At 73.1% G+C, this 24,592-nt stretch carries 22 protein-coding genes; 13 read left to right on the forward strand and 9 right to left on the reverse strand.

What is annotated here, in order from left to right; all coding sequences use genetic code 11:
• Window positions 1-10 precede the first annotated feature (10 nt).
• From miaA to hflX, 4 genes are read left to right on the forward strand one after another with little or no spacing between them, the layout of a single operon-like run.
• Window positions 11-967 carry a tRNA (adenosine(37)-N6)-dimethylallyltransferase MiaA gene (miaA, locus tag G7072_RS07100; protein WP_240917185.1) on the forward strand — a complete coding sequence of 319 codons (957 nt, stop codon included), beginning with the start codon at window positions 11-13 and terminating at the stop codon, window positions 965-967.
• 28 nt (window positions 968-995) lie between these two features.
• Complete coding sequence (locus tag G7072_RS07105; RefSeq protein ID WP_166084909.1) at window positions 996-1,490, forward strand: SRPBCC family protein; 495 nt, start codon at window positions 996-998, stop codon at window positions 1,488-1,490.
• A 43-nt stretch (window positions 1,491-1,533) separates the two neighbouring features.
• Complete coding sequence (gene dapF, locus G7072_RS07110) at window positions 1,534-2,370, forward strand: diaminopimelate epimerase (protein WP_166084910.1); 837 nt, start codon at window positions 1,534-1,536, stop codon at window positions 2,368-2,370.
• A gap of 43 nt (window positions 2,371-2,413) precedes the next feature.
• Window positions 2,414-4,000, forward strand: coding sequence for a GTPase HflX (gene hflX / locus G7072_RS07115; RefSeq protein ID WP_240917186.1), 1,587 nt, complete (start codon window positions 2,414-2,416; stop codon window positions 3,998-4,000).
• 16 nt (window positions 4,001-4,016) lie between these two features.
• Here the strand turns inward: hflX and G7072_RS07120 are convergent, their stop codons facing one another.
• The 3 genes from G7072_RS07120 to G7072_RS07130 all read right to left on the reverse strand — a co-directional run bounded on the left by G7072_RS07120 (window position 4,017) and on the right by G7072_RS07130 (window position 5,694).
• Complete coding sequence (locus G7072_RS07120) at window positions 4,017-4,181, reverse strand: hypothetical protein (RefSeq protein ID WP_166084911.1); 165 nt, start codon at window positions 4,179-4,181, stop codon at window positions 4,017-4,019.
• Between the two features lie 98 nt (window positions 4,182-4,279).
• A complete protein-coding gene (locus G7072_RS07125) occupies window positions 4,280-5,104 on the reverse strand; it encodes a DUF4097 family beta strand repeat-containing protein (RefSeq protein WP_166084912.1) in 825 nt (274 codons plus the stop codon).
• Window positions 5,105-5,142: 38 nt separating this feature from the next.
• Window positions 5,143-5,694 carry a toxin-antitoxin system HicB family antitoxin gene (locus G7072_RS07130; protein WP_240917187.1) on the reverse strand — a complete coding sequence of 184 codons (552 nt, stop codon included), beginning with the start codon at window positions 5,692-5,694 and terminating at the stop codon, window positions 5,143-5,145.
• Between the two features lie 183 nt (window positions 5,695-5,877).
• Between G7072_RS07130 and G7072_RS07135 the strand changes: the two genes are divergently transcribed.
• Window positions 5,878-7,881 (forward strand): ATP-dependent DNA helicase, encoded by a 2,004-nt coding sequence (locus G7072_RS07135; protein WP_240917188.1) that lies wholly within the window; start codon window positions 5,878-5,880, stop codon window positions 7,879-7,881.
• Window positions 7,882-7,921: 40 nt separating this feature from the next.
• Here G7072_RS07135 and G7072_RS07140 read toward each other — a convergent pair whose 3' ends face one another.
• Window positions 7,922-9,556, reverse strand: a complete 1,635-nt coding sequence (locus G7072_RS07140; protein WP_166084915.1) for an MXAN_6640 family putative metalloprotease — start codon at window positions 9,554-9,556, stop codon at window positions 7,922-7,924.
• A 168-nt stretch (window positions 9,557-9,724) separates the two neighbouring features.
• Window positions 9,725-10,471 (reverse strand): transcriptional repressor LexA, encoded by a 747-nt coding sequence (lexA, locus tag G7072_RS07145; RefSeq protein ID WP_166084916.1) that lies wholly within the window; start codon window positions 10,469-10,471, stop codon window positions 9,725-9,727.
• A 341-nt stretch (window positions 10,472-10,812) separates the two neighbouring features.
• Here lexA and G7072_RS07150 point away from each other — a divergent pair, with 341 nt between their 5' ends.
• Window positions 10,813-11,259 carry a LysM peptidoglycan-binding domain-containing protein gene (locus tag G7072_RS07150; protein WP_166084917.1) on the forward strand — a complete coding sequence of 149 codons (447 nt, stop codon included), beginning with the start codon at window positions 10,813-10,815 and terminating at the stop codon, window positions 11,257-11,259.
• On the opposite strand, the gene G7072_RS07155 is transcribed toward G7072_RS07150, so the two are convergent.
• Entirely contained in the window at window positions 11,232-12,002 is a 771-nt protein-coding gene (locus G7072_RS07155) for a lysoplasmalogenase (RefSeq protein ID WP_166084918.1), read from the reverse strand. The two genes, G7072_RS07150 and G7072_RS07155, sit on opposite strands and share 28 nt — an antisense overlap.
• A 335-nt stretch (window positions 12,003-12,337) precedes the next feature.
• On the opposite strand from G7072_RS07155, the gene nrdR reads away from it, so the two are divergent.
• From nrdR to G7072_RS07175, 4 genes are all read left to right on the forward strand, one after another.
• Window positions 12,338-12,826, forward strand: coding sequence for a transcriptional regulator NrdR (nrdR, locus tag G7072_RS07160; protein WP_166084919.1), 489 nt, complete (start codon window positions 12,338-12,340; stop codon window positions 12,824-12,826).
• A 158-nt stretch (window positions 12,827-12,984) separates the two neighbouring features.
• Window positions 12,985-15,837, forward strand: coding sequence for a vitamin B12-dependent ribonucleotide reductase (locus G7072_RS07165; protein ID WP_166084920.1), 2,853 nt, complete (start codon window positions 12,985-12,987; stop codon window positions 15,835-15,837).
• Between the two features lie 229 nt (window positions 15,838-16,066).
• Entirely contained in the window at window positions 16,067-17,191 is a 1,125-nt protein-coding gene (sfnG, locus tag G7072_RS07170) for a dimethylsulfone monooxygenase SfnG (protein WP_166084921.1), read from the forward strand.
• On the forward strand, window positions 17,188-17,673 hold the full coding sequence (locus tag G7072_RS07175; RefSeq protein ID WP_166084923.1) for an NAD(P)H-dependent oxidoreductase: 486 nt from the start codon (window positions 17,188-17,190) through the stop codon (window positions 17,671-17,673). Before sfnG ends, G7072_RS07175 begins: the two co-directional genes overlap by 4 nt.
• A gap of 35 nt (window positions 17,674-17,708) precedes the next feature.
• On the opposite strand, the gene G7072_RS07180 is transcribed toward G7072_RS07175, so the two are convergent.
• A complete protein-coding gene (locus G7072_RS07180; RefSeq protein WP_166084925.1) occupies window positions 17,709-18,143 on the reverse strand; it encodes a transglycosylase family protein in 435 nt (144 codons plus the stop codon).
• Window positions 18,144-18,549: 406 nt separating this feature from the next.
• Between G7072_RS07180 and G7072_RS07185 the strand changes: the two genes are divergently transcribed.
• Both G7072_RS07185 and G7072_RS07190 read left to right on the forward strand, forming a co-directional pair.
• Window positions 18,550-19,875, forward strand: a complete 1,326-nt coding sequence (locus G7072_RS07185; RefSeq protein WP_206063312.1) for an HNH endonuclease — start codon at window positions 18,550-18,552, stop codon at window positions 19,873-19,875.
• A 79-nt stretch (window positions 19,876-19,954) separates the two neighbouring features.
• Window positions 19,955-22,822, forward strand: a complete 2,868-nt coding sequence (locus G7072_RS07190) for a DEAD/DEAH box helicase family protein (protein ID WP_166084927.1) — start codon at window positions 19,955-19,957, stop codon at window positions 22,820-22,822.
• Window positions 22,823-22,834: 12 nt separating this feature from the next.
• On the opposite strand, the gene G7072_RS07195 is transcribed toward G7072_RS07190, so the two are convergent.
• Window positions 22,835-23,614 (reverse strand): inositol monophosphatase, encoded by a 780-nt coding sequence (locus tag G7072_RS07195; protein WP_166084929.1) that lies wholly within the window; start codon window positions 23,612-23,614, stop codon window positions 22,835-22,837.
• 46 nt (window positions 23,615-23,660) lie between these two features.
• Entirely contained in the window at window positions 23,661-24,113 is a 453-nt protein-coding gene (locus tag G7072_RS07200; protein ID WP_166084931.1) for a hypothetical protein, read from the reverse strand.
• 77 nt (window positions 24,114-24,190) lie between these two features.
• Between G7072_RS07200 and G7072_RS07205 the strand changes: the two genes are divergently transcribed.
• Window positions 24,191-24,589, forward strand: a complete 399-nt coding sequence (locus G7072_RS07205) for a hypothetical protein (RefSeq protein WP_166084933.1) — start codon at window positions 24,191-24,193, stop codon at window positions 24,587-24,589.
• The last annotated feature ends 3 nt before the right edge of the window (window positions 24,590-24,592 follow it).

The following is a 24,592-nucleotide window of genomic DNA, read 5'->3' on the forward strand; positions in this document are numbered from 1 at the left end:
GACTGGCGCGGTGAGCACCGACCCGCGCGCCGAGGCCCTGCCACCGGTCGTGGCGGTGGTCGGGTCGACGGCGGTCGGGAAGTCGGACCTGGCGCTGGAGCTCGCGCTGCGTCTGGGTGGGGAGGTCGTCAACACCGACGCGATGCAGCTCTACCGCGGCATGGACATCGGCACCGCCAAGCTGCCGCCGGACGAGCGCCGCGGGGTCCCGCACCACCTCCTCGACGTCCTCGGGGTCACCGAGCGGGCCTCGGTCGCGGTCTTCCAGCGCGAGGCGCGCGCGGTGATCGCCGACTGCCGGGCCCGCGGCGTCGTACCGGTGCTGGTCGGAGGCTCGGCGCTCTACACCCGCGCCGTGCTGGACCGCTTCGAGTTCCCCGGCACCGACCCTGCGGTCCGGGCGCGCTGGGAGGACGAGCTCGAGCGCGTCGGCGCACCTGCGCTGCACGCGCGGCTGGCGGAGGCCGACCCGGCCGCGGCCCTGGCCGTGCTGCCCACCAACGGACGCCGCGTCGTGCGCGCGCTGGAGGTCATCGAGGTGACCGGTCGACCGTTCAGCGCCACCCTCCCGCGCAAGGAGTACGTCGACCCGCGCACGGTCCAGCTCGGGGTGGACGCCGACCGCACGAGCGTCGACGACCGCGTCGGCCGGCGGGTGGAGCGGATGTGGCGCGACGGCCTGCTGGACGAGGTCCGCGACCTGGCCGCGCGGGGGCTGCGCGAGGGCTCGACGGCCGGACGTGCCATCGGCTACCGCGAGGCGCTCGACCACCTCGACGGGGTGCTGACCGCCGAGGAGGCGCGCGCCGCGACGGCGCTGGCCACCCGACGCTTCGCACGCCGTCAGGAGTCCTGGTTCCGCAAGGACGAGCGCGTCACCTGGCTCGCCCACGACGCACCCGACCTGCCCGAGCGGGCCGTCGCGGCGGTGCGTGACCTCGGACACCACGTCGTCGGCGGTGCGTGAGGGGTCCGGTGTGCGGTAGGAAGGACCCATGTCTTCGACCTACACCGTGGAACGTTCCCGCGTCGTCGACGCGCCCGCCGACCGCGTCTACCAGCTCGTGGCGGACTTCGAGCAGTGGACCCGCTGGTCGCCGTGGGAGGACGTCGACCCGCAGATGGAGCGTCGCTACAGCGGCGCCGACTCCGGCGTCGGGGCCGTCTACAGCTGGGCCGGCAACCGCAAGGCCGGCTCGGGACGCATGGAGATCAGCCGCGCCGACGAGCCCCGCCTCGTCGAGATCGCGCTCGAGTTCGAGAAGCCGTTCAAGTCGAGCAACCTCACCGTCTTCACCATCGACCCCTTGGAGCCGGCCGCCGGCGCCGACGAGGGCCGCTCGAAGGTGACCTGGCGCATGACCGGCCCCCGCCCCCTGCTGCTCAAGCTGCTGAGCCCGGTCATGAACATGGAGAAGATCGTCGGCACCGACTTCGAGAAGGGCCTCGCCCGGCTCGCCGAGGTCGCCCGCCCCAAGCCCGCCGGCTGACCACCACCCTGCCGTCGAGCACCCACCGGCCTACCCTGGGGACGTGACCGACGCGATCCGCTTCCTCAAGGGACACGGGACCGAGAACGACTTCGTCCTCCTCCCCGACCCCGACGGCGTCCTCGGACAGCCGACGCCGGAGCTGGTGCGCGCGCTGTGCGACCGCCGCGCCGGGCTGGGCGCCGACGGCGTCATGCGGGTCGTGCGCACGGCGGCCACGGACGACCCCGCCGCCGTCGCCGCTCGTGGGCAGGCGGAGTGGTTCATGGACTACCACAACGCCGACGGCTCGACCTCGGAGATGTGCGGCAACGGCGTCCGGGTCTTCGCCGAGCACCTGCGCCGCGAGGGCGCCGTCGACGCCACCGCGCCTCTGCCGATCGCCACCCGCGGGGGCGTGCGGACCCTGACCTGGACCGAGGGGCGTTTCACCGTCGACATGGGCACGCCCGAGGTCACCGACGCGCCCACCTGGGTGACGGCCAACGGCGGCCGGTGGACCGCGCGGACCATCAGCATGGGCAACCCGCACGCCGTCGCCCTCGTCGACGACCTGGCCGACGCCGGAGCGCTCACCGAGCAGCCCGGCTACGACGCCGCGGTCTACCCCGACGGCGTCAACGCCGAGTTCGTCGTCCGGGTCGGGCCGCACCACGTCGCGATGCGGGTGCACGAGCGCGGCTCGGGGGAGACCCGCTCCTGCGGCACCGGCGCCTGCGCCGTCATGGTCGCCAGCGCCCTCGCCGACGGGAACGGACCCGGGTCGACGTACGTCGTGGACGTGCCGGGCGGGCGGCTCGAGGTGACCTGGACCGAGGACGGGCGCACGCTGCTGACCGGTCCTGCGGTGCTCGTCGCGGAAGGTTATTGGTTCGCCTGACGTTGTGCCTCGTGCGACCCTGGGTCGCAGACACAGGAGGCACATGACCACGCGCAAGAACCTCGCCCTCGACGGCACCCGTGACGACGTCGAGACCGACTCCGTCGTGACCGGCGACGGGTCGGTGGAGCTCGACGACACCTGGACCCCCGACGACGACGCGCTCGACGCCGACCACGCCGACGACGACGACGCCGACGACCTCGACGACGTGGACGGCGCGGACGACTCGCTGGACTCCGACGAGTGGGGAGACGACCCGGAGGAGACCGACGGCGACTGGGACCTCGAGGCCCGCTACGCGCTCAAGCGCGTCGGCGGCCTGCGGACCGAGCTCGAGGACATCACCGAGGTCGAGTACCGCCAGCTCCGGCTCGAGCGCGTCGTGCTCGTCGGGGTCTGGACCGAGGGCACCAACACCGACGCGGAGAACTCGCTGGCCGAGCTCGCGGCGCTGGCCGAGACGGCCGGCTCGGAGGTGCTGGAGGCGATCTACCAGCGCCGGCAGAAGCCGGACCCGGCGACGTACATCGGGCGCGGCAAGGTCGAGGCGCTCGCCGAGATCGTGCAGCACACCGGCGCGGACACCGTCATCCTCGACGGCGAGCTCGCGCCCAGCCAGCTGCGCAACCTCGAGGACAAGGTCAAGGTCAAGGTCGTCGACCGGACCGCGCTGATCCTCGACATCTTCGCCCAGCACGCCAAGTCCCGCGAGGGCCAGGCCCAGGTCGAGCTGGCTCAGCTCAACTACATGAAGCAGCGCCTGCGCGGCTGGGGCGGCAACCTCTCGCGCCAGGCCGGTGGCCGCGTCGCCGGCGGTGCGGGCATCGGCGGTCGTGGCCCCGGTGAGACCAAGATCGAGACCGACCGTCGTCGCATCAACACCAAGATCGCGAAGCTGCGCGCCGAGCTGCGTCACATGCGCACGACCCGCGACACCAAGCGGTCCGAGCGCAAGCGCCACGCCATCCCGGCGGTGGCGATCGCCGGCTACACCAACGCCGGCAAGTCGTCGTTGCTCAACCGGCTCACCGACGCCGGGGTGCTGGTCGAGGACGCGCTGTTCGCGACGCTGGACCCCACGACACGGCGTACGACGACGCGCGACGGCCGGGTCTACACGCTCTCCGACACCGTCGGGTTCGTGCGCCACCTGCCCCACCAGCTCGTCGAGGCGTTCCGCTCGACGTTGGAGGAGGTCGCCGACGCCGACCTGATCGTGCACGTCGTCGACGGCTCGCACGTCGACCCCGAGGGTCAGCTCGCAGCCGTGCGCGAGGTCTTCGCCGAGATCGGTGCCAGCCAGGTCCCCGAGCTGGTCGTCATCAACAAGGCCGACGCCGCCGACCCGCTGGTCGTCGCCCGGGTGCTGGCCGCCGAGCCGCACTCCGTGGTCGTGTCGGCGCGCACGGGGGAGGGGATCGCCGAGGCGCTGGCCGCGATCGAGACCGACCTGCCGCGACCGGGCGTCGAGTTCGAGGCGCTGCTGCCCTACGAGCGGGGCGACCTGCTCAACCGGATCCACACCAGCGGCGAGGTCGCGACGGTGGAGCACACCGGCGAGGGCACGGTCGTCACCGGGCGGGTCAACGAGGACCTGGCCGGGGAGCTGCAGCCCTACCTGGTCTGAGCGCCGCGCGGCTGCGTCAGAGAGAGCGGGCGGCGGCCACGCGGGCGGCCTCCGCGGCTCGCTGCGCCCGGCGGGACAGCCGGCGCTCGCGCGAGAGCCGGCCGCCGCGGCGAGCGTCGTGCGCCTCGGCCCGACGACGGGTCAGGTAGGCCTGGAGGGTGAGGTCGCTGCCGGGTTCCATGGGTCTCTCCTGTCGGTGGGGCCGGACGCGGGCCCGGGCGTTGGACCGGACGGGGGCCCGGGCATGGACTGGACCGGCCGTACGGCCAGTTCGGGGTGTCAGACGTGGGTGAGGACGACGTCGCCGCTCATGGTGCGGGCGAGCACCTCGAGGTGCGGGTCGCCCTCGGCGGGGGCGCCGACGCTCTCGAGGTCGGAGCGGACCCGGCCCGTCATCGAGGTGATGTCGGTCCACACGGGCAGGCCACGGGGGACCGCGACGCGCACGTCGCCCGAGCCGCCCTTGGCCGACAGCCGACCGGCGCGCGCGTGGCGGACGGTGAGGTCGCCGCTCCCGGTGGTCAGCGTGACGGCGCCGGAGGTCTCACCGAGCTCGAGGTCGCCGGAGCCGGTGCGCACGACGGTCTTCGACCCGGCCGTGCCGACGGTGACGTCGCCGGAGCCGGACATGACGTTGAGCGTCCCGCCGACCTCACGGACGGCGACGGAGCCCGACCCGCTGCGCACGGCGAGGTCCTCGCCGACCCGGCCGACGCGGCTGGTGCCGGAGCCGGTCTCGACCGACGCCGAGCCGCTGACCTCGTCGAGGGTGACGTCGCCCGAGCCGGAGCGGACCCGGGCCTCGCCGACGGGTCCCTCGGACGTGACCTGGGCGCTGCCGACGCGGAGGTCCAGGCGGCTGCCCGTGGGCAGCATGACGTCGACGTCGAGCGACTGGTCGCCGGAGAAGAAGCCGAGGCGGGTGCGGGGGACCCGCACCGCGACGACATCGCCCTCGTGCCGGACCTCGACCTCCTCGGCGTGCCGGCCGCTGACCGTGACCGTGGTCTCGGTGACGTCACCGGCGTGCACGGCCACCCGGCCGCTGCCGTTCTCGACGTCCAGGGTGACCGGGGCCGGCGTGGTGAATCGGTGCTGCGTCATGTCGCTCCTCCTCGGGAGTGGGGTTGCTCGGGGGCGGGTCAGACCCACCCGGTCATGCGGCGGGCGTTGCGACCGCCGCGGTGGAAGGGGAAGCCCTCACCGAAGGGGATGCTCGAGAGGTCGACGTCGATGCGGACCGCGTCGGTCCGGGTGGCGTCGCGGACGGCCCCGACGAGCCAGGTGTTCAGCGACTGGCCGGCCTGCTCCGCAGCCTCCTCGGCGCGCGCCTTGAGCGACTCCGGGATGCGCAGGGTGAGCCGGACGACGCCGTCGTCGACGTCGGGCGTCGGGGCGGTCGGGGGCGCGGGGGGAGCCGGAGGTGCCGGCATGGCCGGGACGGCCGGGTGGACGACGAAGTCGAGCTCGCGTCCGTCGAGCCGGACGTCGACACCGGCTGACGGCACGGTCTCCGGCAGGGCAGCGGTGATCTCCGCCGCCGCCTGGCTGACGGCCTCCATGAGGGCGAGGCGGGCGGAGGGGTCGAGCGCGTAGGTCAGCCGCTCGACGGCGGTGCGGACCTCCTCACCGGCTCCCTCGGCGGCGATCAGCAGGTCGCGGCGGAGGCCTTCGACGTACGGCGTGATGTCCATGTGCACCATTATGACACCACCATGACGTCATGACAAGCACGTCTGGTGTCATCGTGCGTCACGACGTCCGGTGAGGGACAGCAGAACCCGTTTCGGACGCCACGGCGGGGCTCGACCCCGGGGTTCTGAACAGGGGCGCGCCCGGCGGTCCCGGGCGTCGCCGGGCCCCGTTAGGGTGCAGCGGTGCCAACGCAGGAGTCGAGCCCGGAGCCCGGTCAGCAGCGCAGCACGGACCCGACGGTCCGCGAGGTGCTGGCCGCCGCGGTCGCGTCGCTCGGGGGCAGGGAGCGACCCGGCCAGGTGGAGATGGCCGAGGCGGTCGCCGGCGCCATGGAGGACCGCACCCACCTGCTGGTGCAGGCCGGCACCGGCACCGGCAAGTCCCTCGGCTACCTGGTGCCCGCGCTGCTGCACGAGGACCGGGTGGTGGTCGCGACGGCGACGCTGGCGCTGCAGCACCAGCTCGTCGAGCGTGACCTCCCGGCGCTGATCCAGGCCTCCCAGGACGTGCTGGCGCGGACCCCGGCGTACGCCGTGCTCAAGGGGCGCTCGAACTACGCCTGCCTGCACCGCATCCGTGAGGGCGTGCCCGACGACCAGGGGGCGCTGGTCGAGCTGCCGACGGGCTCGCTGGGCTCCGAGGTGCTGGAGCTGCGGTCCTGGGCCGAGGAGGAGGCGGAGCGCCGTGGGGCGGGCGACCGCGACGGCGCGCCCCGCCACACCGACCGGGCCTGGCGCCAGGTGTCGGTCTCGGCGCGCGAGTGCCTGGGCGCGGCACGCTGCCCGTTCGGCGCCGAGTGCTTCGCCGAGCTCGCCCGCGAGGAGGCGTCCCGGGCCGACGTGGTGGTCACCAACCACTCCATGCTCGCCATCGACGCCATCGAGGGCGTGCCGATGATCCCGGAGTACGACGTCGTGGTGGTCGACGAGGCGCACGAGCTCACCGCCCGCGTGACGCAGGCCTCCACCCAGGAGCTGACGCCCACGCAGGTCGAACGCGCGACCCGACGCGCGGAGCGGCACGTCAGCGGCATCGAGGCCGACGACCTCGGGGACGCCGCGGAGTCCCTCCGCGACGCGATCGCCGGCTGCGCGCCGGGGCGCGTCGACTCCATGCCCGAGGAGCTGGCCGTCGCCCTGGCCCAGGTGCGCGACGCCGCGCGCGCCCTGGTGTCCGGCTTCGGCAAGGAGACCGGGGACGACGCCGGCGCCACCCAGGCCAAGGCCTGGGTCCAGGAGGTCTTCGCCACCGCGGAGCGGATGGCGGCCCAGCTGTCGACCGACGTGGTGTGGACGAGCGACCGGGAGCCGGCGCGCGGCGGCCCGGGCCTGTCCGTGGCGCCGCTGCAGGTCTGGGGCCAGCTGCGCGACCGGCTGCTGGCCAGCAAGACCGTGGTGTTCACGAGCGCAACCCTCAAGCTCGGCGGCGACTTCGACACGCTGGCCGGCACCCTCGGCCTGGTGGCCGCCGAGCGCGTGGCGGTGGGCGAGGAGCCCGGGGACGACGACGCGGCGCAGCCGTGGCGCGGCATCGACGTCGGCTCGCCGTTCGACTACGCCAAGCAGGGGATCCTGTACGTCGCCTCGCACCTGCCTCGCCCGGGTCGTGACGGCCTCGGCCCGGCCCAGATCGACGAGATCGTCGACCTGGTCGACGCCGCGGACGGTCGCACCCTGGGGCTGTTCTCGAGCCGGCGGGCCGCCACCGTCGCCGCGGAGGCGCTGCGCGAGCGACTGCCGCACCTGACGATCCTGGCCCAGGGAGAGGCGCAGCTGCCCGAGCTCACCAAGCAGTTCGTCGCCGACCCGCACACGTGCCTCTTCGGCACCGTGAGCCTCTGGCAGGGCGTCGACCTGCCGGGCGACACCTGCCAGCTGGTCGTCATCGACCGCATCCCGTTCCCGCGACCCGACGACCCGTTGATGTCGGCGCGCCAGCGGGCCGCCGACCGGGCCGGTCGCAACGGCTTCATGACGGTCGCCGCGACCCACGCCGCGCTGCTGCTGGCCCAGGGCGCCGGGCGCCTGATCCGGACCTCCGAGGACCGGGGCGTGGTGGCCGTCCTCGACCCCCGCCTGTCCGGCACGACGTACGCGCGCTTCCTGCAGGCCTCGCTGCCGCCGCTGTGGCGCACCACCGACCGCACCGTCGTGCTCGGCGCGCTCGCGCGCCTCGCCGCCGGCTGAGCCCGCGGCGGGCAGAGCGGGTCCGCAGGGGGCTGGTCGCTCAGGGGGCGACGAGACGCAGGGCGTAGTCGAAGCGACGGTTCTCGTCGCGGGAGAAGCCCTGGCAGGCGAACGGACCGCGGACCCGGCAGCGGTAGTCACGCCCGGCGTTGACCAGGGTGACGTCCACGGCGGTCGTGTCGCCGGTGGCGAAGGGCACCCGGATCTTGCCGTTGCCGTCGCGGTTCAGGGTCAGGTCACGGGTGACGACCTGCCCGCCGTAGAGGCGACGGGTCACGTTGACCTGGAGCTCCGCGGGCAGGCTCGGGGCGTTGACGACGACGCGCAGGTCGGTGCCCGGGCGCAGCGTCCCCGAGGGGCGCGCCTCGATGGTGGCAGCGGCGAGGTGGTCGATCGTCTCGCTGCCGGTGACGGGGGAGGCGACGGTCACGGTGCGGGCGGCGGGCGCCGAGGGGTAGACCGCGCCCTCCTCGTATGAGGTCGCAGGTGACCGGTTGGCGGTCGCGAAGTCGGCGACGAGCTCGGGGAAGCTGCCGCCGCGGGCGGTGACGGCCTGGGCCAGGGCCCGGACCGAGAACGACCCGGCGGAGTCGTCGGTGCGGTCCCAGGCCTGCTTGACCAGGACCGGCAGCCCGGTGCCGTTCTCCTCGGGGAACTGCTCAGTGAGGTAGCGCAGCCAGATCCAGTTGCCGTACCAGTTCTCCGCCAGGTCCAGCGGGTCCCCGGGCCACGCCAGCGCGCTGTCGTCGAAGTAGTTCCGGTTGTCGTTGACGTCGTCGAAGATCTCGTCCTCGATCCACGTGGACGAGTTCTCCATGAAGAAGCCGTCCTCGGCGTAGTCGATGCCGAACTGCACGGCGTGGAAGAACTCGTGCGCGGCGGTGACCTCCAGGTTGCCGCGTGAGGTGCCCGGGAACTGGCTGGTGCTGAAGTCGTCGTCGAGCGCGCAGTAGCTGGTGGAGCGGTAGGCGCTGAGCACCCTCTCGGGGGTGCAGTAGCCGTAGAGACGCTGCGGGTCCGCGCCGATGTCGCCGAGGTAGACGTCGAAGCGGTTGCGGTAGGCGCCGGGGCCGGTGCCGTCCGCCGGTGGCGCGCTGTAGGTCCCCTGGGTCACGATCCGGCTCCAGACCGTGTCGAGGACCTGGTGCGTGGTCTCCACCTGGTCGGGGACGCCGTCGGAGTCGCTGTCGGCCGACGGCGGGGCGTCGGCGGTGCGTCGGGCCCAGTGGACGCAGAAGTTCGACGAGGGCACCGGGTTGACGACGCAGTCGCTGGTCACGTCCGCGTCGGCGGCGTAGTCGAGGTAGCCGTCGCCACCGCTCGCCGTCGGGCGGGCGAGGATGCGCTCCGCGACCTCGCGGTCCTCGGGCGCCAGCGCGTCCTGGGCGAGCGCGAGGTCCCGCAGCACGATGCTGGCCTCGCGGCCCTCCGATGAGGCGTCCGGTCGCGCGCCGAGACCTCGCGCCTCCGCCAGGGTGCGCGCCGCCGTACGGCGCTCGTCGGCGGACACCGGGCCGCTCGAGCGGTCGAACGGGCGGCCGGGCGCGGACGACGAGCCACCGGGCGAGGTCTCGCCGGCGCCGGACGCGCTCGGGGCCGCGCTGAGCAGCGCGGCCAGCGTGGCGACGGCGGCAGCCGTCGCGGACACGCGACGCAGGGGGAGGGGCAGGCGCACGACGAAGTCCTCTGGAGGATCGGGGAGGGATGGCGACACGGGGCCTGCCACCGGGCGGGGTGCTCCCATCCTGTGCTGAGCCCCGGCCTGCTGCAACCTGAACGCACCGAACCGCCGGGAGAGGCGATCCTCCCGGCGGTCCGGTGACGAGCGGGTCGCGCGCAGCGCTCACATGCGGCGCAGCACCGTGGTGACCTTGCCCAGGATGGTGGCGTGCGTGCCGTCGATCGGCTCGAACGCCTCGTTGTGCGGGAGCAGCCACACGTGGCCGTCCTTGCGCTGGAAGGTCTTGACCGTCGCCTCGCCGTCGATGAGGGCGGCCACGATCTCGCCGTTCTCGGCGTTCGGCTGCTGGCGCACGACGACGTAGTCGCCGCTGCAGATGGCGGCGTCGATCATCGAGTCGCCGACGACCTCGAGCAGGAAGAGGGTGCCGTCGCCGACCAGCTCGCGGGGCAGCGGGAAGACCTCCTCCACGCGCTCCTCGGCCAGGATCGGGCCACCGGCCGCGATGCGACCGACCACCGGGACGTACGTCGGGGTGGGGCGGGCGTCGTTGATGCCGGTCTCGTCCTGCTCCGAGGGCAGCGACACCGTCAGCGCGCGAGGACGGTTCGGGTCACGCTTGATGAACCCCTTCTCCTCGAGCGTCCGCAGCTGGTGCGCGACCGACGACGAGCTCGTGAGCCCGACCTTCTCGCCGATCTCCCGCATGCTCGGCGGGTAGCCACGGCTGCTGACCGACTCGTGGATCACGGTGAGCACGCGCTGCTGGCGCGGGGTCAGGCCGCTGGCGTCCGGGGGGCCGTCCGGCAGCTCCCGGACCACCGGAGAGGTGCCGGTGGCAGCCTTCCCCGCTCGTCCGCGGCCGCTGCTCGTGCGCTTGCTGGTGGGGGTGTCCCCGCTCGTGGCCATGGTGCTCCCTCTCTGGCGAACTCGTGGTCGGCACGTTAGTCGTCCCCCTCACCGTCTTCAAACATGTGTTCGAACCGCGCGTGTCGCGTCGTCCGCCATCCGGGCTCCCGGGTCCGGGGTCGCCGACGCCCAGAACTGTTCGCACACCTGTTCGACCAAACCCTTGCGCGGGGCTCGCCGCGCCCCTATGGTCGAACACAGGTTCGATCGAACGTCCGTTCGACACCGCGCCGGGACCCGCTCCCGGGGATGTGTCGGGGGGTCTCGTTAGAACCGGGGTCGTGGACGACAGACATCCCGACCGGGCGGCGACCGCCGCCCCTCAGGCGAGGAGGCCCGAGATGAGCACCATGACGATGACCCGCCCCACCCGCTCGACCCGCACCACTCCGGTGGCGCGCGCCGTCCCCGACGCGCGACGTCACCCGGCTGCGCACGGCTCTCCCTCGACGCGCACCGCTCCGACGGCCCCGCGGGCCGCAGGTGCGCGCTCGGCGCCGGGGGTGCGGCTCACCCGTCGCGGCCGCTGGGTCGTGACTCTGCTGATCCTCGGGGCGATCCTCGGCCTCTCGCTGGTCGTGAGCTCGGGCTCCGTGGCCACCGGGGAGCGCGGTGCGCCGGCGACCGAGCAGGTCGTGGTCGAGCAGGGCGACACGCTCTGGGGCATCGCGACCCGCGTCGGCGGCCCCGGCGAGACCCGGTCCGTCATGCTCGAGATCGAGCAGCTCAACCACCTCGACAGCAGCGTGCTGGTCGAGGGTCAGGTGCTCGCGGTCCCGGCTGCCTGACCGGTCGGGTCGGGATGGACGGCGTCGGCCACGCCGGACGCGATCAAGCCCTGGGCAGCCGTGTAGGTGGCCATGACCGCGACGTCGAGGATCCGTCGAGCCGCGGTGGTCCCGCCGGCTCCCGCGGCCCCTGTGGCCCCGGTGGCGCTGTCGGGCAGGAGGAACTCCCGGGTGCCGAGCAGACCGTCCGAGACCAGGAACAAGGCAGTGCCCGCGACGACCTGGCGCCGCGCCGCAGCGTCGGCCGGCGGGCCGATCCGGCTGGCCGTGGCGACCATGCCGCACAGGGCACCCGCGTAGACCAGGACCGGCGTGCGCAGACCGGGGGAGGTGCGCCCGGCGGCCCGGGCGAGGACCGGTCCGGCGACGAGGAAGGCCGCAGCCGCCAGCCGTGGTCCTCGGGTCGCGGCCGGGTCGAGCGGAGCGGGGCTGCGCAGGCTCGTGAAGCCGACGACGTAGGCGCCGTGCGCGGCCAGGAAGCTGCCGAGGCCGGCCAGGAAGGGGCGTTTCCCCCGTCCCAGGAGGGCGACGTCACCGCAGCCGGAGAGCAGCTGCGCTGCAAGCGTGGCCCGACGGACCGGCAGGCTGCTGCCGCGCGTGGACGCGGCGAAGCCGTGGGCGAGGACGGGCATGAGCAGCGGCTTGGTGGCGCGACGGGCGCCTCGCGCACCCAGTCCCGCGAGGGCGGTGTCGACCACGGACAGGGCCAGGTAGGCCCGACGGGTCGGGGGAGGCAGGGGCACGGCACCCATCGTGACGGACCCGGCGGCGACGCGCCCGGGGAACGGCGACGCGCCGATGGCTCGACGAGCACGTCGCGGGAACATCCGGGGGGTGACCAGCGGTTTTACCCCTGGAGGCCGGCGTCGCCGGCCGCCGACGTCAAGGAAGTCGCGGCGAACGGTTGCACGTCGGGGGCCGCGGGCGTACGGTTCCCTACATCTAGTAGTTACAGCGGTGTAGTTCTCCACAGATTGTGGTTGGTACTCCACAGGCAGTGACCACTTATCCCCACTCACTACACAGGTTCCTCCACAGCGGAGGGCCTGGGACGGCTCTCGGGAGGTGATCCGGACCGATGCACTGCCCCTTCTGCCGGCACACCGACACCCGGGTCCTCGACAGCCGTGTCGCCGAGGACGGGGGCGCCATCCGGCGTCGTCGTACGTGCTCGGAGTGCTCGCGCCGCTTCAGCACCGTCGAGCAGATGCAGCTCGTGGTGGTCAAGCGCTCCGGCGCCACCGAGCCCTTCACGCGGGAGAAGGCGATCAGCGGGGTCCGCAAGGCCTGCAAGGGGCGTCCGGTCACCGAGGACGAGCTCGCCGTCCTCGGCCAGTGCGTCGACGAGGCGCTGCGCGCCGACGGGTGGGCCGAGGTGCCCGCCCACGAGGTCGGCCTGGCCATCCTGCGTCCGCTGCGCGCCCTCGACGAGGTCGCCTACCTCCGCTTCGCCAGCGTCTACCGCGCCTTCGAGTCCGCCGCGGACTTCGAGGCCGAGATCGCCCTGCTGCGCCTCGACGGCGCCCGGGACGCCGAGCCCGTCCCCGCCCAGCCCGCGTCGGGCTGACCCCAGACCGCCCGGCACACAGTGGGGAAGCTGTGTGCCGGGCGTACCACTTCCCTCGCAGGCTTCCCCTGCAGTCAGCACGACGACCGCCCGACCGAGATGTGTCGGAGCAGTCGGCCACCATGGAGAACAGCCCACTCAAGGGAGAGGAAGTCGGCATGACGGAGACGGTGTCCGGACCCGCGAAGCAGCGGGGCCGCAAGGCGACCGGGATCGCGATCGAGCGCGTGTTCAGCACGGAGGGCGCGCACCCCTACGACGAGGTGACCTGGGAGCGTCGCGACGTCGTCCAGACGAACTGGAAGACCGGCGAGGCCGTCTTCGAGCAGCGCGGTGTCGAGTACCCGGACTTCTGGTCCGCCAACGCCTCGACCATCGTGACCACGAAGTACTTCCGCGGCGCGGTCGGCACCGACGTGCGCGAGTGGAGCCTCAAGCAGCTGATCGACCGCGTGGTGAAGACCTACACCAAGGCCGGCGTCGACCACGGCTACTTCTCCACCCCCGCCGACGCCGAGGTGTTCGAGCACGAGCTGACCTGGCTGCTGCTGCACCAGTACTTCTCCTTCAACTCCCCGGTCTGGTTCAACGTCGGGACGCAGTCGCCGCAGCAGGTCTCGGCGTGCTTCATCCTCTCCGTCGACGACTCGATGGACTCGATCCTGAACTGGTACAAGGAGGAGGGCTTCATCTTCAAGGGCGGCAGCGGCGCCGGCCTCAACCTCTCCCGCATCCGCTCCTCCAAGGAGCTGCTGTCCTCCGGCGGCACCGCCAGCGGCCCGGTCTCCTTCATGCGCGGCGCGGACGCCTCCGCGGGCACCATCAAGTCCGGCGGCGCGACGCGTCGGGCCGCGAAGATGGTCGTCCTCGACGTCGACCACCCGGACATCGAGGAGTTCGTCGAGACCAAGGCGCGCGAGGAGAACAAGATCCGCGCCCTGCGTGACGCCGGCTTCGACATGGACCTGGGCGGTCGCGACATCACCTCGGTGCAGTACCAGAACGCCAACAACTCGGTCCGCGTCACCGACGAGTTCATGCGCGCCGTCGAGGACGGCACCGACTTCGGGCTGCGCGCCCGCGGCACCGGCGAGGTCATCGAGACCGTCGACGCCCGTGAGCTGTTCCGCAAGATCGCGGTCGCGGCGTGGGAGTGCGCCGACCCGGGCCTGCAGTACGACGACACGATCAACGACTGGCACACCAACCCCGAGACCGGTCGCATCACCGCGTCGAACCCGTGCTCGGAGTACATGTCGCTCGACAACTCCTCGTGCAACCTGGCGTCGCTGAACCTGATGAAGTTCCTCTCCGACGACGACACCTTCGACGGCGCGCTCTTCGCGAAGGCCGTCGAGGTCATCATCACCGCGATGGACATCTCCATCTGCTTCGCCGACTTCCCGACCGAGTCGATCGGCGACACCACCCGCGACTACCGCCAGCTCGGCATCGGCTACGCCAACCTCGGCGCGCTGCTCATGGCCATGGGCCTGGGCTACGACTCCGACGGCGGTCGCGCCATGGCGGCGTCGATCACCAGCCTGATGACCGGTACGTCGTACAAGCGCTCGGCCGAGCTCGCCGCCGTCGTGGGGCCCTACCAGGGCTACGCCCGCAACGCGGCCGCCCACAAGCGGGTCATGCGCAAGCACCAGGCCGCCAACGACGCCGTCCGCAGCGTGCACAGCCACGACCGCGACGTGCACGTGCTGGCCACCGACGTGTGGGACAAGGTCGTGAAGCTGGGGGAGCGCAACGGCTACCGCAACGCCCAGGCCTCCGTGCTGGCGCCGACCGGCACGATCGGCTTCATGATGGACTGCGACACGACCGGCATCGAGCCGGACTTCTCGCTGGTCAAGTTCAAGAAGCTCGTCGGCGGCGGCTCCATGCAGATCGTCAACCAGACGGTGCCGCGGGCGCTGCGCAAGCTGGGCTACCAGGAGGAACAGGTCGAGGCGATCGTCGAGTACATCGGCGAGCACGGCCACGTCATCGACGCCCCCGGCCTGAAGACCGAGCACTACGAGATCTTCGACTGCGCCATGGGCGCCCGCCCGCTGGCCCCGATGGGTCACGTGCGGATGATGGCGGCGGCGCAGCCGTTCCTGTCCGGTGCGATCTCCAAGACGGTCAACCTGCCGGAGACCGCCACGGTCGAGGAGATCGAGGACGTCTACCTGCAGTCCTGGAAGCTCGGGCTGAAGGCCACGGCCATCTACCGCGACAACTGCAAGGTGGGTCAGCCGCTGGCCGACGGCAAGGCGAAGGCCAAGGACGCCGAGCCCGCGGTCGAGGCCACGGTCGTCGAGGTGCACAAGCCGTTCCGCAAGCGTCTGCCGAAGTCGCGCACCTCGCGCACGACGTCCTTCACGGTCGGCGGCGCCGAGGGCTACATGATCTCCGGCGCCCACCCCGACGGTGAGCTCGGCGAGATCTTCCTCAAGCTCGGCAAGCAGGGCTCGACCCTGGCCGGCGTGATGGACGCCTTCTCGATCGCGGTCAGCATCGGCCTGCAGTACGGCGTGCCGCTGGAGACCTACGTCTCGAAGTTCACCAACCTGCGCTTCGAGCCGGCCGGCCTGACCGACGACCCGGACGTGCGGATGTCGCAGTCGATCATGGACTACATCTTCCGTCGTCTGGCTCTCGACTACATGGGCTTCGACGACCGGTCGATGCTCGGCATCTACTCGGCCGAGGAGCGCCAGCGTCAGCTCGAGACGGGCTCCTACGAGGCCGCGGCCGAGGAGGTCGTCGAGGTCAGCGAGGCGGAGTCGCTCAAGGAGACCCCGCATGTCGAGGCCGAGCCGACCACGCCGGCGTCGGTCGAGGCCGCCGCGGTCAAGGAGGCGCCGCAGGGTGCCCACACCAGCGCCGAGCTGATGGAGAAGATCACCGGCACGGCGGTCGACAGCCCGCTCTGCTTCACCTGCGGCACCAAGATGCGCCCCGCCGGCTCGTGCTACGTCTGCGAGGGCTGCGGCTCGACCAGCGGCTGCAGCTGAGCACGACACCGCCCGGCCCCAGACCGGGCGGTGCGCACCACCCGACGACCCCGCGGCTTCTCCCAGCCGCGGGGTCGTTCGCGTGCGCGCGGTCGCTCCACGTGAGGCGCAGGCGACAGGTGCGGCCTGTCGCCCCTCGGGTTCTCCGAGGGGGCCGGGGCGGAGGGGGCTCGTCCGGCATGGCAATGTCGACCACTGTTGTAGACATTGCCCGACACGAGGAGCCCCCATGAGCAGCGAGACCGTCCACCCGCGCGCCCACGAGCCGCTGGCGTTCGCCTACTGGGTGCCGAACGTCAGCGGCGGCCTGGTCGTCAGCACGATCGAGCAGCGCACCGACTGGAGCCTGGAGTACAACCTCGAGCTGGCCCGTCTGGCCGAGGTCAACGGCTTCGACTACGCCCTGTCGCAGGTGCGCTACATGGCCGGCTACGGCGCGGCGTACCAGCACGAGTCGACGTCCATCAGCCTCGCCATCGCGCTGGCGACCGAGCGACTGAAGGTCATCGCCGCGGTGCACCCCGGCCTCTGGCAGCCGGGCGTGCTCGCCAAGCTCGTCGCCAGCTCCGACCAGTACACGAAGGGCCGCTTCTGTGTGAACGTCGTCAGCGGGTGGTTCAAGGACGAGTTCACCAAGCTCGGCGAGCCGTGGCTCGAGCACGGCGAGCGCTACCGCCGCTCCGAGGAGTTCATCCGCTACCTCCGCGAGATCTGGACGTCGGACCACGCGGAGCTCGCCGGCGACTTCTACCGGCTCCACGACTTCGACCTCAGGCCCAAGCCGTACGACGTACCGGGTCGGCCGCACCCGGAGATCTTCATGGGCGGCAACTCGACGGACGCCCGCGGGATGGGTGGGCGCGTCACCGACTGGTACTTCATGAACGGCAACACCCCGGACGGCATCGCCGAGCAGGTCCACGACGTCAACGACGCCGCCGCCGTGCACGGCCGCGCTGGCCACGTCCGCTTCGGCGTGAACGGCTTCATGATCGGCCGCCCGACCGAGGCCGAGGCCCGCGACGTCCTGCGCGAGATCGTGGACAAGGCCGACCGGGAGGCGGTCGAGGGGTTCGGCTCGGCGGTCAAGCAGGCCGGGCAGTCGACCGGGGACAAGCGGGGCATGTGGCAGGACTCCGAGTTCGCCGACCTGGTGCAGTACAACGACGGCTTCCGCACCGGCCTCATCGGGACCCCGGAGCAGATCGCCCACCGGATGCTGGAGTACAAGCGTCGGGGCGTGAACCTCTTCCTGCTCGGCTTCCTGCACTTCCAGGAGGACGTGCAGTACTTCGGCCGCGAGGTGCTGCCGATCGTGCGGGAGCTCGAGGCCGTCGAGCTGGAGCGCGTGTGAGCACTGCCGTCGTCGTCGGCAACCCCAAGCCCGCCTCACGCACGCTCGTGGCCGCCACGCGGCTCGCCGAGGACCTCACCGGGGCGCCGCCGGAGCTCGTCGTCGACCTCGCCACCGTGGGGGCCGGGCTGCTGGCCTGGGACGACGAGGACGTGGCGGCACTGGTCGAGCGGGTCGGGGAGGTGGACACGGTCGTCGTGGCGTGCCCGACGTACAAGGGGACCTTCACGGGGCTGCTCAAGCTCTTCCTGGACCGGTTCGAGGCACGCCCGCGCCGCGCGGTCGCCGTACCCCTCATGCTCGGGGCCGGGCCCGGCCACGCCCTCGCGCCGGAGCTCGGCCTGCGGCCGGTGCTGACCGAGCTCGGCTTCACGACCACGCGGGGTCTCTACCTGATCGACAGCAGGTACGACGACCGCGAGGCGTCGCGGGACTGGCTCGACCAGGTGCGTCCCGTCGTGGCCGCGCTCACGCGGGCGTAGGTCCCCGGGGCCACCGCGCCGTCAGTCGGGAGGGCTCAGAAGCAGTGGGACCAGGTGTTCGGCCAGGCGTTGCGCCCGCCCTGGGCGCGGTGACCGTTCCAGCCGTGCCAGGCGACGCGCTTGGCGACGTAGATCTGCTCGGCCTTCGTCGCCTTGTGCGGGTAGGCGTTCCCCGAGTGGTTGGGGCCGCCGTAGTAGCGCCACGTCGACAACGAGAACTGGAGCCCGCCGTAGTGGCCGTTGCCGGAGTTGATGGCCCACCGGTGGGTCGACTCGTAGTGGGCCAGGCAGTCCCAGTTGCTCGGCCCGGTGTGCGCGACGGCAGGTGAAGCGACCCCGACCAGCGACGCCAGGAGCGCCAGGGCGCCCAGGAGGGCGGCCGCGAGCGACGCGGGCGTCGTACGACGGGCGGGGGAGGGCGAGGTGGTCGAGTGCACGTCGAGTGCGTGGGCGGACGGCGCAGCAGGCATGGCGGATCCCTTTCCGCGCCTGCGAGGTGAGCTGTCGGGCTGGAGCTGAAAGGTGCTCCGCCACCGGAGTGGCTGCGCCCCGAGTGGTCGCCGACCCGGGAGGGTCGGCGACCGCGTGGAACCTGGGTCCCCCGTTCCTGCCCGGCGTGCTCGGACGGACCAGCAGCGGCGGGCAGGACTCGGCGTGGCCGCGCTGGATGTGGAGTTGTGGCGTCAACCGTGGGACGACGCTCGGGAGATCGTAGGCTCCCGCGCGCCTCCGCGACAGGGGGTCGGGTCGTGCGGGACGGGTGGGGCGGACTTTTCGTGGGTCGCTGGACGTCGGCCCGCCCACCCCCTGGCCCGGAGCGCGCCGGTGGAGGACAGTGGCCGCGTTGTGTCGGAGGGCCCCGTTAGCATCGAACACATGTTCGACGAGGGTGAAGTGATGAGCACCGAGTGCCTGCGCGGTGTGCGCGACGCACTCGCGCTGCTCGACCCCGACGTTGGCGACACCGAGCGCATCGACCAGATCCGGCTGCTCGAGGAGCTCAAGTCCGTGGCCGCGGCAGCCCAGGCGCAGGTGGTGGCCGCCCTCCACGCCTCGCAGGTCCGTGACCAGCGCGAGCGGGGCGTGCCCGCCGCCCAGCTGGGTCGCGGCGTCGCAAGCCAGGTTGCCCTGGCCCGCCGCGAGTCACCGTCACGCTCGCGGCGCTTCCTGGGCTGGTCCACGATCCTCCTCACCGAGCTGCCGCAGACCTTCGCGGCGCTGCAGGCCGGGCGGACCACCGAGTGGCGTGCCCAGGTCGTGGCACGCGAGACGGGCTGGCTCTCGCTCGAGCACCGGCGCGCGGTCGACGACGAGGTCGGACCGCTGCTCGAGCAGTGGGGCGACCGTCGCGTCGAGGCCGAGGTCACGAAGCGCGCCTACCGCCTCGACCCGCACGGCTACCTCGGCCGGACGGCGCGGGCGGAGCGCGACCGTCGCGTGACGCTGCGGCCGGCACCCGACTGCATGACGCACCTGAGTGCAGCGTTGCCGGTCGGGCAGGGCGTCGGCGTCCTCGCGGCGCTCCGACGGCACGCCGACTCGCTGCGCGGCCAGGGCGACGAGCGCACGCGCGACCAGATCATGGCCGACACCCTCGTCGAGCGTGTCACCGGCGCGGCCTCCGCCGACGCCGCCGTTCCCGTCCGGGTCGAGCTCGTCATGACGGACCAGACGTTCTTCAACACCGGCGACGGCAGCGACGAGCCCGCCCACCTCGTGGGCGCCGGCACCGTGCCCGCCGAGCTCGCACGTCGCCTGGTCCGCGTCGCCGACGAGAAGGCTGCGGTCTGGGTGCGGCGGCTGTACGCCGACCCGGACGGACGACTGGTCGCCATGGAGTCGACGAGCCGCCGCTTCCACGGAGCGCTCGGGGAGTTCCTCGTGCTCCGCGACCAGGTCTGCCGCACCCCGTGGTGCGGCGCCCCCGTGCGTCACGGGGACCACGTCGTACCCGTCGACCTCGACGGCGCGACCTCGGAGGCCAACGGCCAGGCGCTCTGCGCCGCCTGCAACCTCGCCAAGGAGGCCCCGGGGTGGCGCTCGCGCCCGGACGAGGACGACGGCGCCGGCGAGACGGTCGAGATCAGGACCCCCACCGGCCACCGCTATCTCAGCCACCCGCCGGATCCACCCGGCTCGGACCAGCGACCCCGCGGAACGCCGCTCGAGCGGATCATCTGCGACCTCGCCTGGGTCGCGTGAGCCCGACGCGCCCGAGCGCCGAGGCGCTCACGACCCGGCGCCACCTCGTCGACCGCTGAGCGACCGCTAGGTTCGTGCCATGACGTCGACGGCCCCGGGGGTCCTGCCGGCCGGGTTCTCGCTGCGGACCCACCAGTCCGCCGCTCTCGACGCGCTGCGCCGTCGCGACGAGGAGGGCCACCTCCGCTCCTGGGTCGTGCTGCCGCCGGGCGCGGGCAAGACGCTCGTCGGCCTGGTCGCGGCAGCCGAGCAGCTCACCTCGGGCCGGGTCAGCCACGTCGTGGTGCTGAGCCCCAACACCGCGATCCAGGGCCAGTGGCACCAGCAGGCGACCCGCTTCGGACTGGCCACCGACGACGATCGTGACCTCGACACCGCCCTGACGGTGCTGACCTACCAGTCGCTCGCGGTGTTCGACCCCGACAACGAGGTCGGCGACGACCCGCAGGACGAGCCGTCACTGATCGACTCCCTTCACGTCAACGGCCGCCGCCTTCTCGAGGGCCTGCAGCGCACCGAGGGGCTGCTCCTCGTGCTCGACGAGTGCCACCACCTGCTGGAGGTCTGGGGACGGCTGCTCGGCGAGATCCTCGACTCGATGCCGCACGCCCGCGTGCTCGGTCTGACCGCCACCCCCGCCGAGGCCCTGACCCGGGAGCAGGCGGCGCTCGTCGCGCACCTCTTCGGCGAGGTCGCGTTCCGGACCTCGATCCCCGCGGTGGTCAAGGAGGGTGACCTGGCGCCGTTCGCCGAGCTGGCCTGGCTCGTCGAGCCGACACCGGAGGAGCAGGACTGGCTCGACGAGCAGGCCGTCCGCTTCACCGAGCTGACCACGGCGCTCACGCAGCCCGGCTTCGCCGACGTCGCCTTCCTCGACTGGCTGCGGCGTCGGTACGTCGACCCCGTCCCGGCCACCCTCACCTGGGCCGACGTGGTGACCCGTGAGCCCGAGCTGGCCGACGCGGCGCTGCGGATGCACCACGCCGGGTTGCTCGCCCTGCCCGACGGAGCACGCCTGACCGAGCAGCACCGGCGACCGCCGACCGTCGAGGACTGGATGGGCCTGGTCGAGGCGTGGGCCCTGGGTCTCGACGACCCCGACGTCACCGACGCGCTGCGACGTGCGCTGCCGTCGGTCGGCTACGCCTGGACCCGCCGCGGCGTGCGCCGTGGACGCACCCCCACCGACCGGGTCCTGGCCCGCTCGGTGGCGAAGGCCTCGGCCGCCGTCGACATCGCCACGGCCGAGCACGCCTCGCTCGGGGAGCGGCTGCGGCTGCTGGTGCTCTGCGACCACGAGCGGGCCGGCGCGACGGTGCCCGCCACGCTCGTCGGGGTGCTCGACCAGCAGGCCGGGTCGGCCCGGGCGGTGCTCGACGAGCTGCTGAGGGACGCCGGGACCCGTGCCCTGCACCCGCTCCTGGTGACCGGCAGCACCGTCGCGGGCGGCCACGCGACGCTCGCCGCTCTGCGCGAGCAGGTCCGTCTCACGAGCCCCGAGGTCGCGGACACCTTGCGGATCGTGCCGCTGGACAGCCGGCCTCTCGCTCCCACCCGGGTGGAGGACGACCCCGACGCCCCGCCCGGGGACGACGCGGCGGCGTACCGCCTGGACGGGCGCTGGTCCTCACGGCAGTGGGTGCGCCACGTGACGGAGCTGTTCACCCAGGGCGGCACCCAGGTTCTCGTCGGCACCCGCGGGCTGCTCGGCGAGGGCTGGGACGCCCGGTGCGTCAGCGGCCTCGTCGACCTGACCACGGCCACGTCACTGACCGCCGTGGTGCAGACCCGTGGGCGGGCGCTGCGCACCGACCCGTCCTGGCCGGACAAGGTCGCGGTCACCTGGTCGGTGACGTGCGTCAGCGACCGGCACCCGCGCGGGGGCAACGACTGGGACCGCCTGGTCCGCAAGCACACCGGGTTCCACGGCGTCGACGCCGACGGCACGGTGGCGGACGGTGTCGCCCACCTCGACGGCGCGTTCTCGCCGTACGCCCCTCCGCCGGTGGCCGACTTCGCCGCCGTCAACGCCCGCATGCTGGTGCGGGCCGAGGACCGCGCCGGCATCGCGCGCTCCTGGCGGGTGGGGGAGCCGTACGCCGACCGGACGGCGGTCGCCGTCCGCCTGCGACCGCGCCGTGACCTGCCTCGAAGCGACCTGCGTCGCGTCCTACTCGTCAGCCCGGACGGCCTGCTCGCCCTGCCCGGGGGAGGCGAGCCCACCCCGGAGACCCGTCCCTGGCACCTCGGCCTCGCTCTCAGCGGATGCTTGCTCGTCGCAGCCCTCGTCACCGGGGTCCTCGGGCGGGGGACGACGGCGCTCCTCGTCCTCGCCGGGGTGCTCGCGCTGACGGCGCTCGCTCCTGCCGCCCGCGGCTGGTGGCTCGCCGGCCGCGACAGCGCGGCCAGGATCCGCGGCCGGCTCGAGGACGCGGCGACGCCACCCAGCCTCACCCAGATCGCTCGAGCGCTCGCCGACGGCCTCCAGGGAGCCGGCCTCACCAGCCGCGGCGCCGACGCCGTGCGCGTGGAGGTCGTGCGCTCCGGGGAGCACCGGGTCCGACTGGGCGACGTGGACGAGGACGAGTCGGCTGTCTTCGCCGCCGCGCTGGAGGAGCTGGTGGCACCGCTGTCCGCGCCGCGCTACCTGCTGTCGCGCCACGTCATCGAGGCGTCGGCCGCGCCGAGCTGGGTGCGCCCGACGGAGAGGTCCGTGCGCCAGGCCGAGCGCGACCTCCGCCCGACGGGCGAGGCGTGGCACGCGGTCCCGTCCGTGCTCGGCGCCAACGCGGGCCGCGTCGAGGCGCTGCTCACCGGGTGGCGGCGCTGGGTGGGCGAGGGGCGCGCGGTGCGGGCCGCGACCCCCGAGGGTGCCGGGGTGCTGGCAGCGCAGGTCGGCACGGACCCCTTCGACGTCTCGACGGTGCTGCGCCGCCAGTGGGAGTGAGGGGCGGCGGGGTCAGGGCAGCTTGTGCACCAGTCCACGGACCAGGTCGTAGGTCTCCCGGTCGCCGGCGGCGATGAGGCCCTTCGGTGCCGCGGCCTGCGGCTGGTACGGCGTGCCGGCGAAGGTCCCGACGTACCCGCCGGCCTCGGTCAGCAGCAGCGAGCCGGGGCAGTGGTCCCACGGCAGGGCCTTGCGGTAGAGCGCGTAGTCGGCCGAGCCGGCCACCAGCTTGGGGTAGTCGACGCCGCAGCACACCCAGGTGATGTCGAGCTCGCGCAGCGTGCCGAGGGCGCGGCCGATCCACGACCGGCGTGAGGTCACCCCGCGCAGCTCCTCGCCCAGCGGCGGGCGGTGGACGCGCTCGCCGTTGCGCCACGCGCCGGCACCCCGCTCGGCGACGAACGCCACCTCGTGCTGCGGCTGCCAGATCCAGCTGCGGACCACCTCGCCGCCGATGACCTCGGAGACCATCAGGGCGTGGTCGGGGGAGCCCTTGACGAAGTTGCGGGTGCCGTCGACCGGGTCGATGGTGAACGCGTGCGCCGCGGAGCGGAACTGCTCGGGGAGCGACGGGTCGGCCGCGGTGGCCTCCTCCCCGAGGAGCAGCGCGTCCGGGTAGGCAGCCCGCAGCTCGGCCGCGATCGCGACCTCGGCCTCCCGGTCGGCGATCGTCACCAGGTCTCCGGGGTGCGACTTGGAGGACACGTCGTCGGAGGCCAGCTGCCCGAAGCGCGGGTTCACGACCTCGTCGGCCACGTGCTTGAGCAGGGCGAGTACGTCGTCGGTCTCCACCCGGCCAACCTAGCGACCCGGTGCGCCGCGTCGGACGAGGAGGCCCTCAGGCGGCCAGGGCGTCGGGGGAGCACACCTCGAGGACGCTGTCGTTGGCGCGGTGCACCGGGCGGTCGGTCATCCCGGCACGCCCCGCGACGCGCGCCAGCCCGCGGGCCCAGGCCAGCTCGTCGTCGCCCAGCGGTCGCCGACCCGGACCGGTGAGCAGGAAGGCGACGCTGGCGTCGCCGAGGACGCCGTGGCGCAGCAGGTCGACGAGACCGTCGAGGCCCTCCTTCCCGGGGTGGGCGGGCAGCTGGTCGATCTGGACGATCGGGCCGGGCCGGTCGTCGTGGTCGATCGGCACCATCCACAGCACGCGCTGGGAGAAGCCGAGCGGCCCCATGAGGCCGCGCCAGAAGCGCTCGAGGTCGGCCTGGGTCCGGATCGGCGGGTGGTCCACCGACGAGGGGACAGCAGGGATGTCGTCATCCGGGTGGGGGGTCGTGTGAGGGTCCATGACCGAGGAGCCTGCCGCACCGAAGGGCCCCGGAACCGTTGTCCACAGGCCCGATCCCGGCTGGCACGATGGGGCCCATGCAGCTGAGCGAGCACGAGATGACCGCCGCCCTCGAGGGTGCGGCCAAGACGGTCCTTGCCGCGCAGCGCCGCGACGTCCGCAAGGGCCGGACCGACATCGAGACGGTGTGGAAGGAGATGGACCGCTACCAGCGGTTCAAGCTCCTCGACTCCCTGGGCGACCAGATCCTGCCGGTGCTGATGGCACTGCCCGACCGCGAGGTGCCGGTGGGCGAGCGGCCACGCTACGACGACGCCGAGATCACCGCCGTCGTCGAGGAGAAGCTGCCCGAGGGGGCCGGAAAGCTGCGGCGCAAGGTCGTGGTCGCCACCCGCGTCGCGCTGGTGCGTACGGCGCTGGGCCACGTCCCGCCGCGCGCCGACCCCGAGCGGCTCGACGTACCGGACCACCTGTAGCGC

This window comes from Nocardioides sp. HDW12B, assembly GCF_011299595.1.
GTDB lineage: Bacteria > Actinomycetota > Actinomycetes > Propionibacteriales > Nocardioidaceae > Marmoricola_A.

Excerpts from the sequence above, each read along its gene's own strand:
- G7072_RS07105 (WP_166084909.1), top strand. The coding sequence starts at position 996 with ATGTCTTCGACCTACACCGTGGAACGTTCCCGCGTCGTCGACGCGCCC.
- hflX (WP_240917186.1), top strand. The coding sequence starts at position 2,414 with ATGACCACGCGCAAGAACCTCGCCCTCGACGGCACCCGTGACGACGTC.
- G7072_RS07120 (WP_166084911.1), bottom strand. The coding sequence starts at position 4,181 with ATGGAACCCGGCAGCGACCTCACCCTCCAGGCCTACCTGACCCGTCGT.
- G7072_RS07125 (WP_166084912.1), bottom strand. The coding sequence starts at position 5,104 with ATGACGCAGCACCGATTCACCACGCCGGCCCCGGTCACCCTGGACGTC.
- G7072_RS07130 (WP_240917187.1), bottom strand. The coding sequence starts at position 5,694 with ATGGACATCACGCCGTACGTCGAAGGCCTCCGCCGCGACCTGCTGATC.
- lexA (WP_166084916.1), bottom strand. The coding sequence starts at position 10,471 with ATGGCCACGAGCGGGGACACCCCCACCAGCAAGCGCACGAGCAGCGGC.
- G7072_RS07150 (WP_166084917.1), top strand. The coding sequence starts at position 10,813 with ATGAGCACCATGACGATGACCCGCCCCACCCGCTCGACCCGCACCACT.
- nrdR (WP_166084919.1), top strand. The coding sequence starts at position 12,338 with ATGCACTGCCCCTTCTGCCGGCACACCGACACCCGGGTCCTCGACAGC.
- G7072_RS07165 (WP_166084920.1), top strand. The coding sequence starts at position 12,985 with ATGACGGAGACGGTGTCCGGACCCGCGAAGCAGCGGGGCCGCAAGGCG.
- sfnG (WP_166084921.1), top strand. The coding sequence starts at position 16,067 with ATGAGCAGCGAGACCGTCCACCCGCGCGCCCACGAGCCGCTGGCGTTC.
- G7072_RS07180 (WP_166084925.1), bottom strand. The coding sequence starts at position 18,143 with ATGCCTGCTGCGCCGTCCGCCCACGCACTCGACGTGCACTCGACCACC.
- G7072_RS07185 (WP_206063312.1), top strand. The coding sequence starts at position 18,550 with ATGTTCGACGAGGGTGAAGTGATGAGCACCGAGTGCCTGCGCGGTGTG.
- G7072_RS07190 (WP_166084927.1), top strand. The coding sequence starts at position 19,955 with ATGACGTCGACGGCCCCGGGGGTCCTGCCGGCCGGGTTCTCGCTGCGG.
- G7072_RS07200 (WP_166084931.1), bottom strand. The coding sequence starts at position 24,113 with ATGGACCCTCACACGACCCCCCACCCGGATGACGACATCCCTGCTGTC.
- G7072_RS07205 (WP_166084933.1), top strand. The coding sequence starts at position 24,191 with ATGCAGCTGAGCGAGCACGAGATGACCGCCGCCCTCGAGGGTGCGGCC.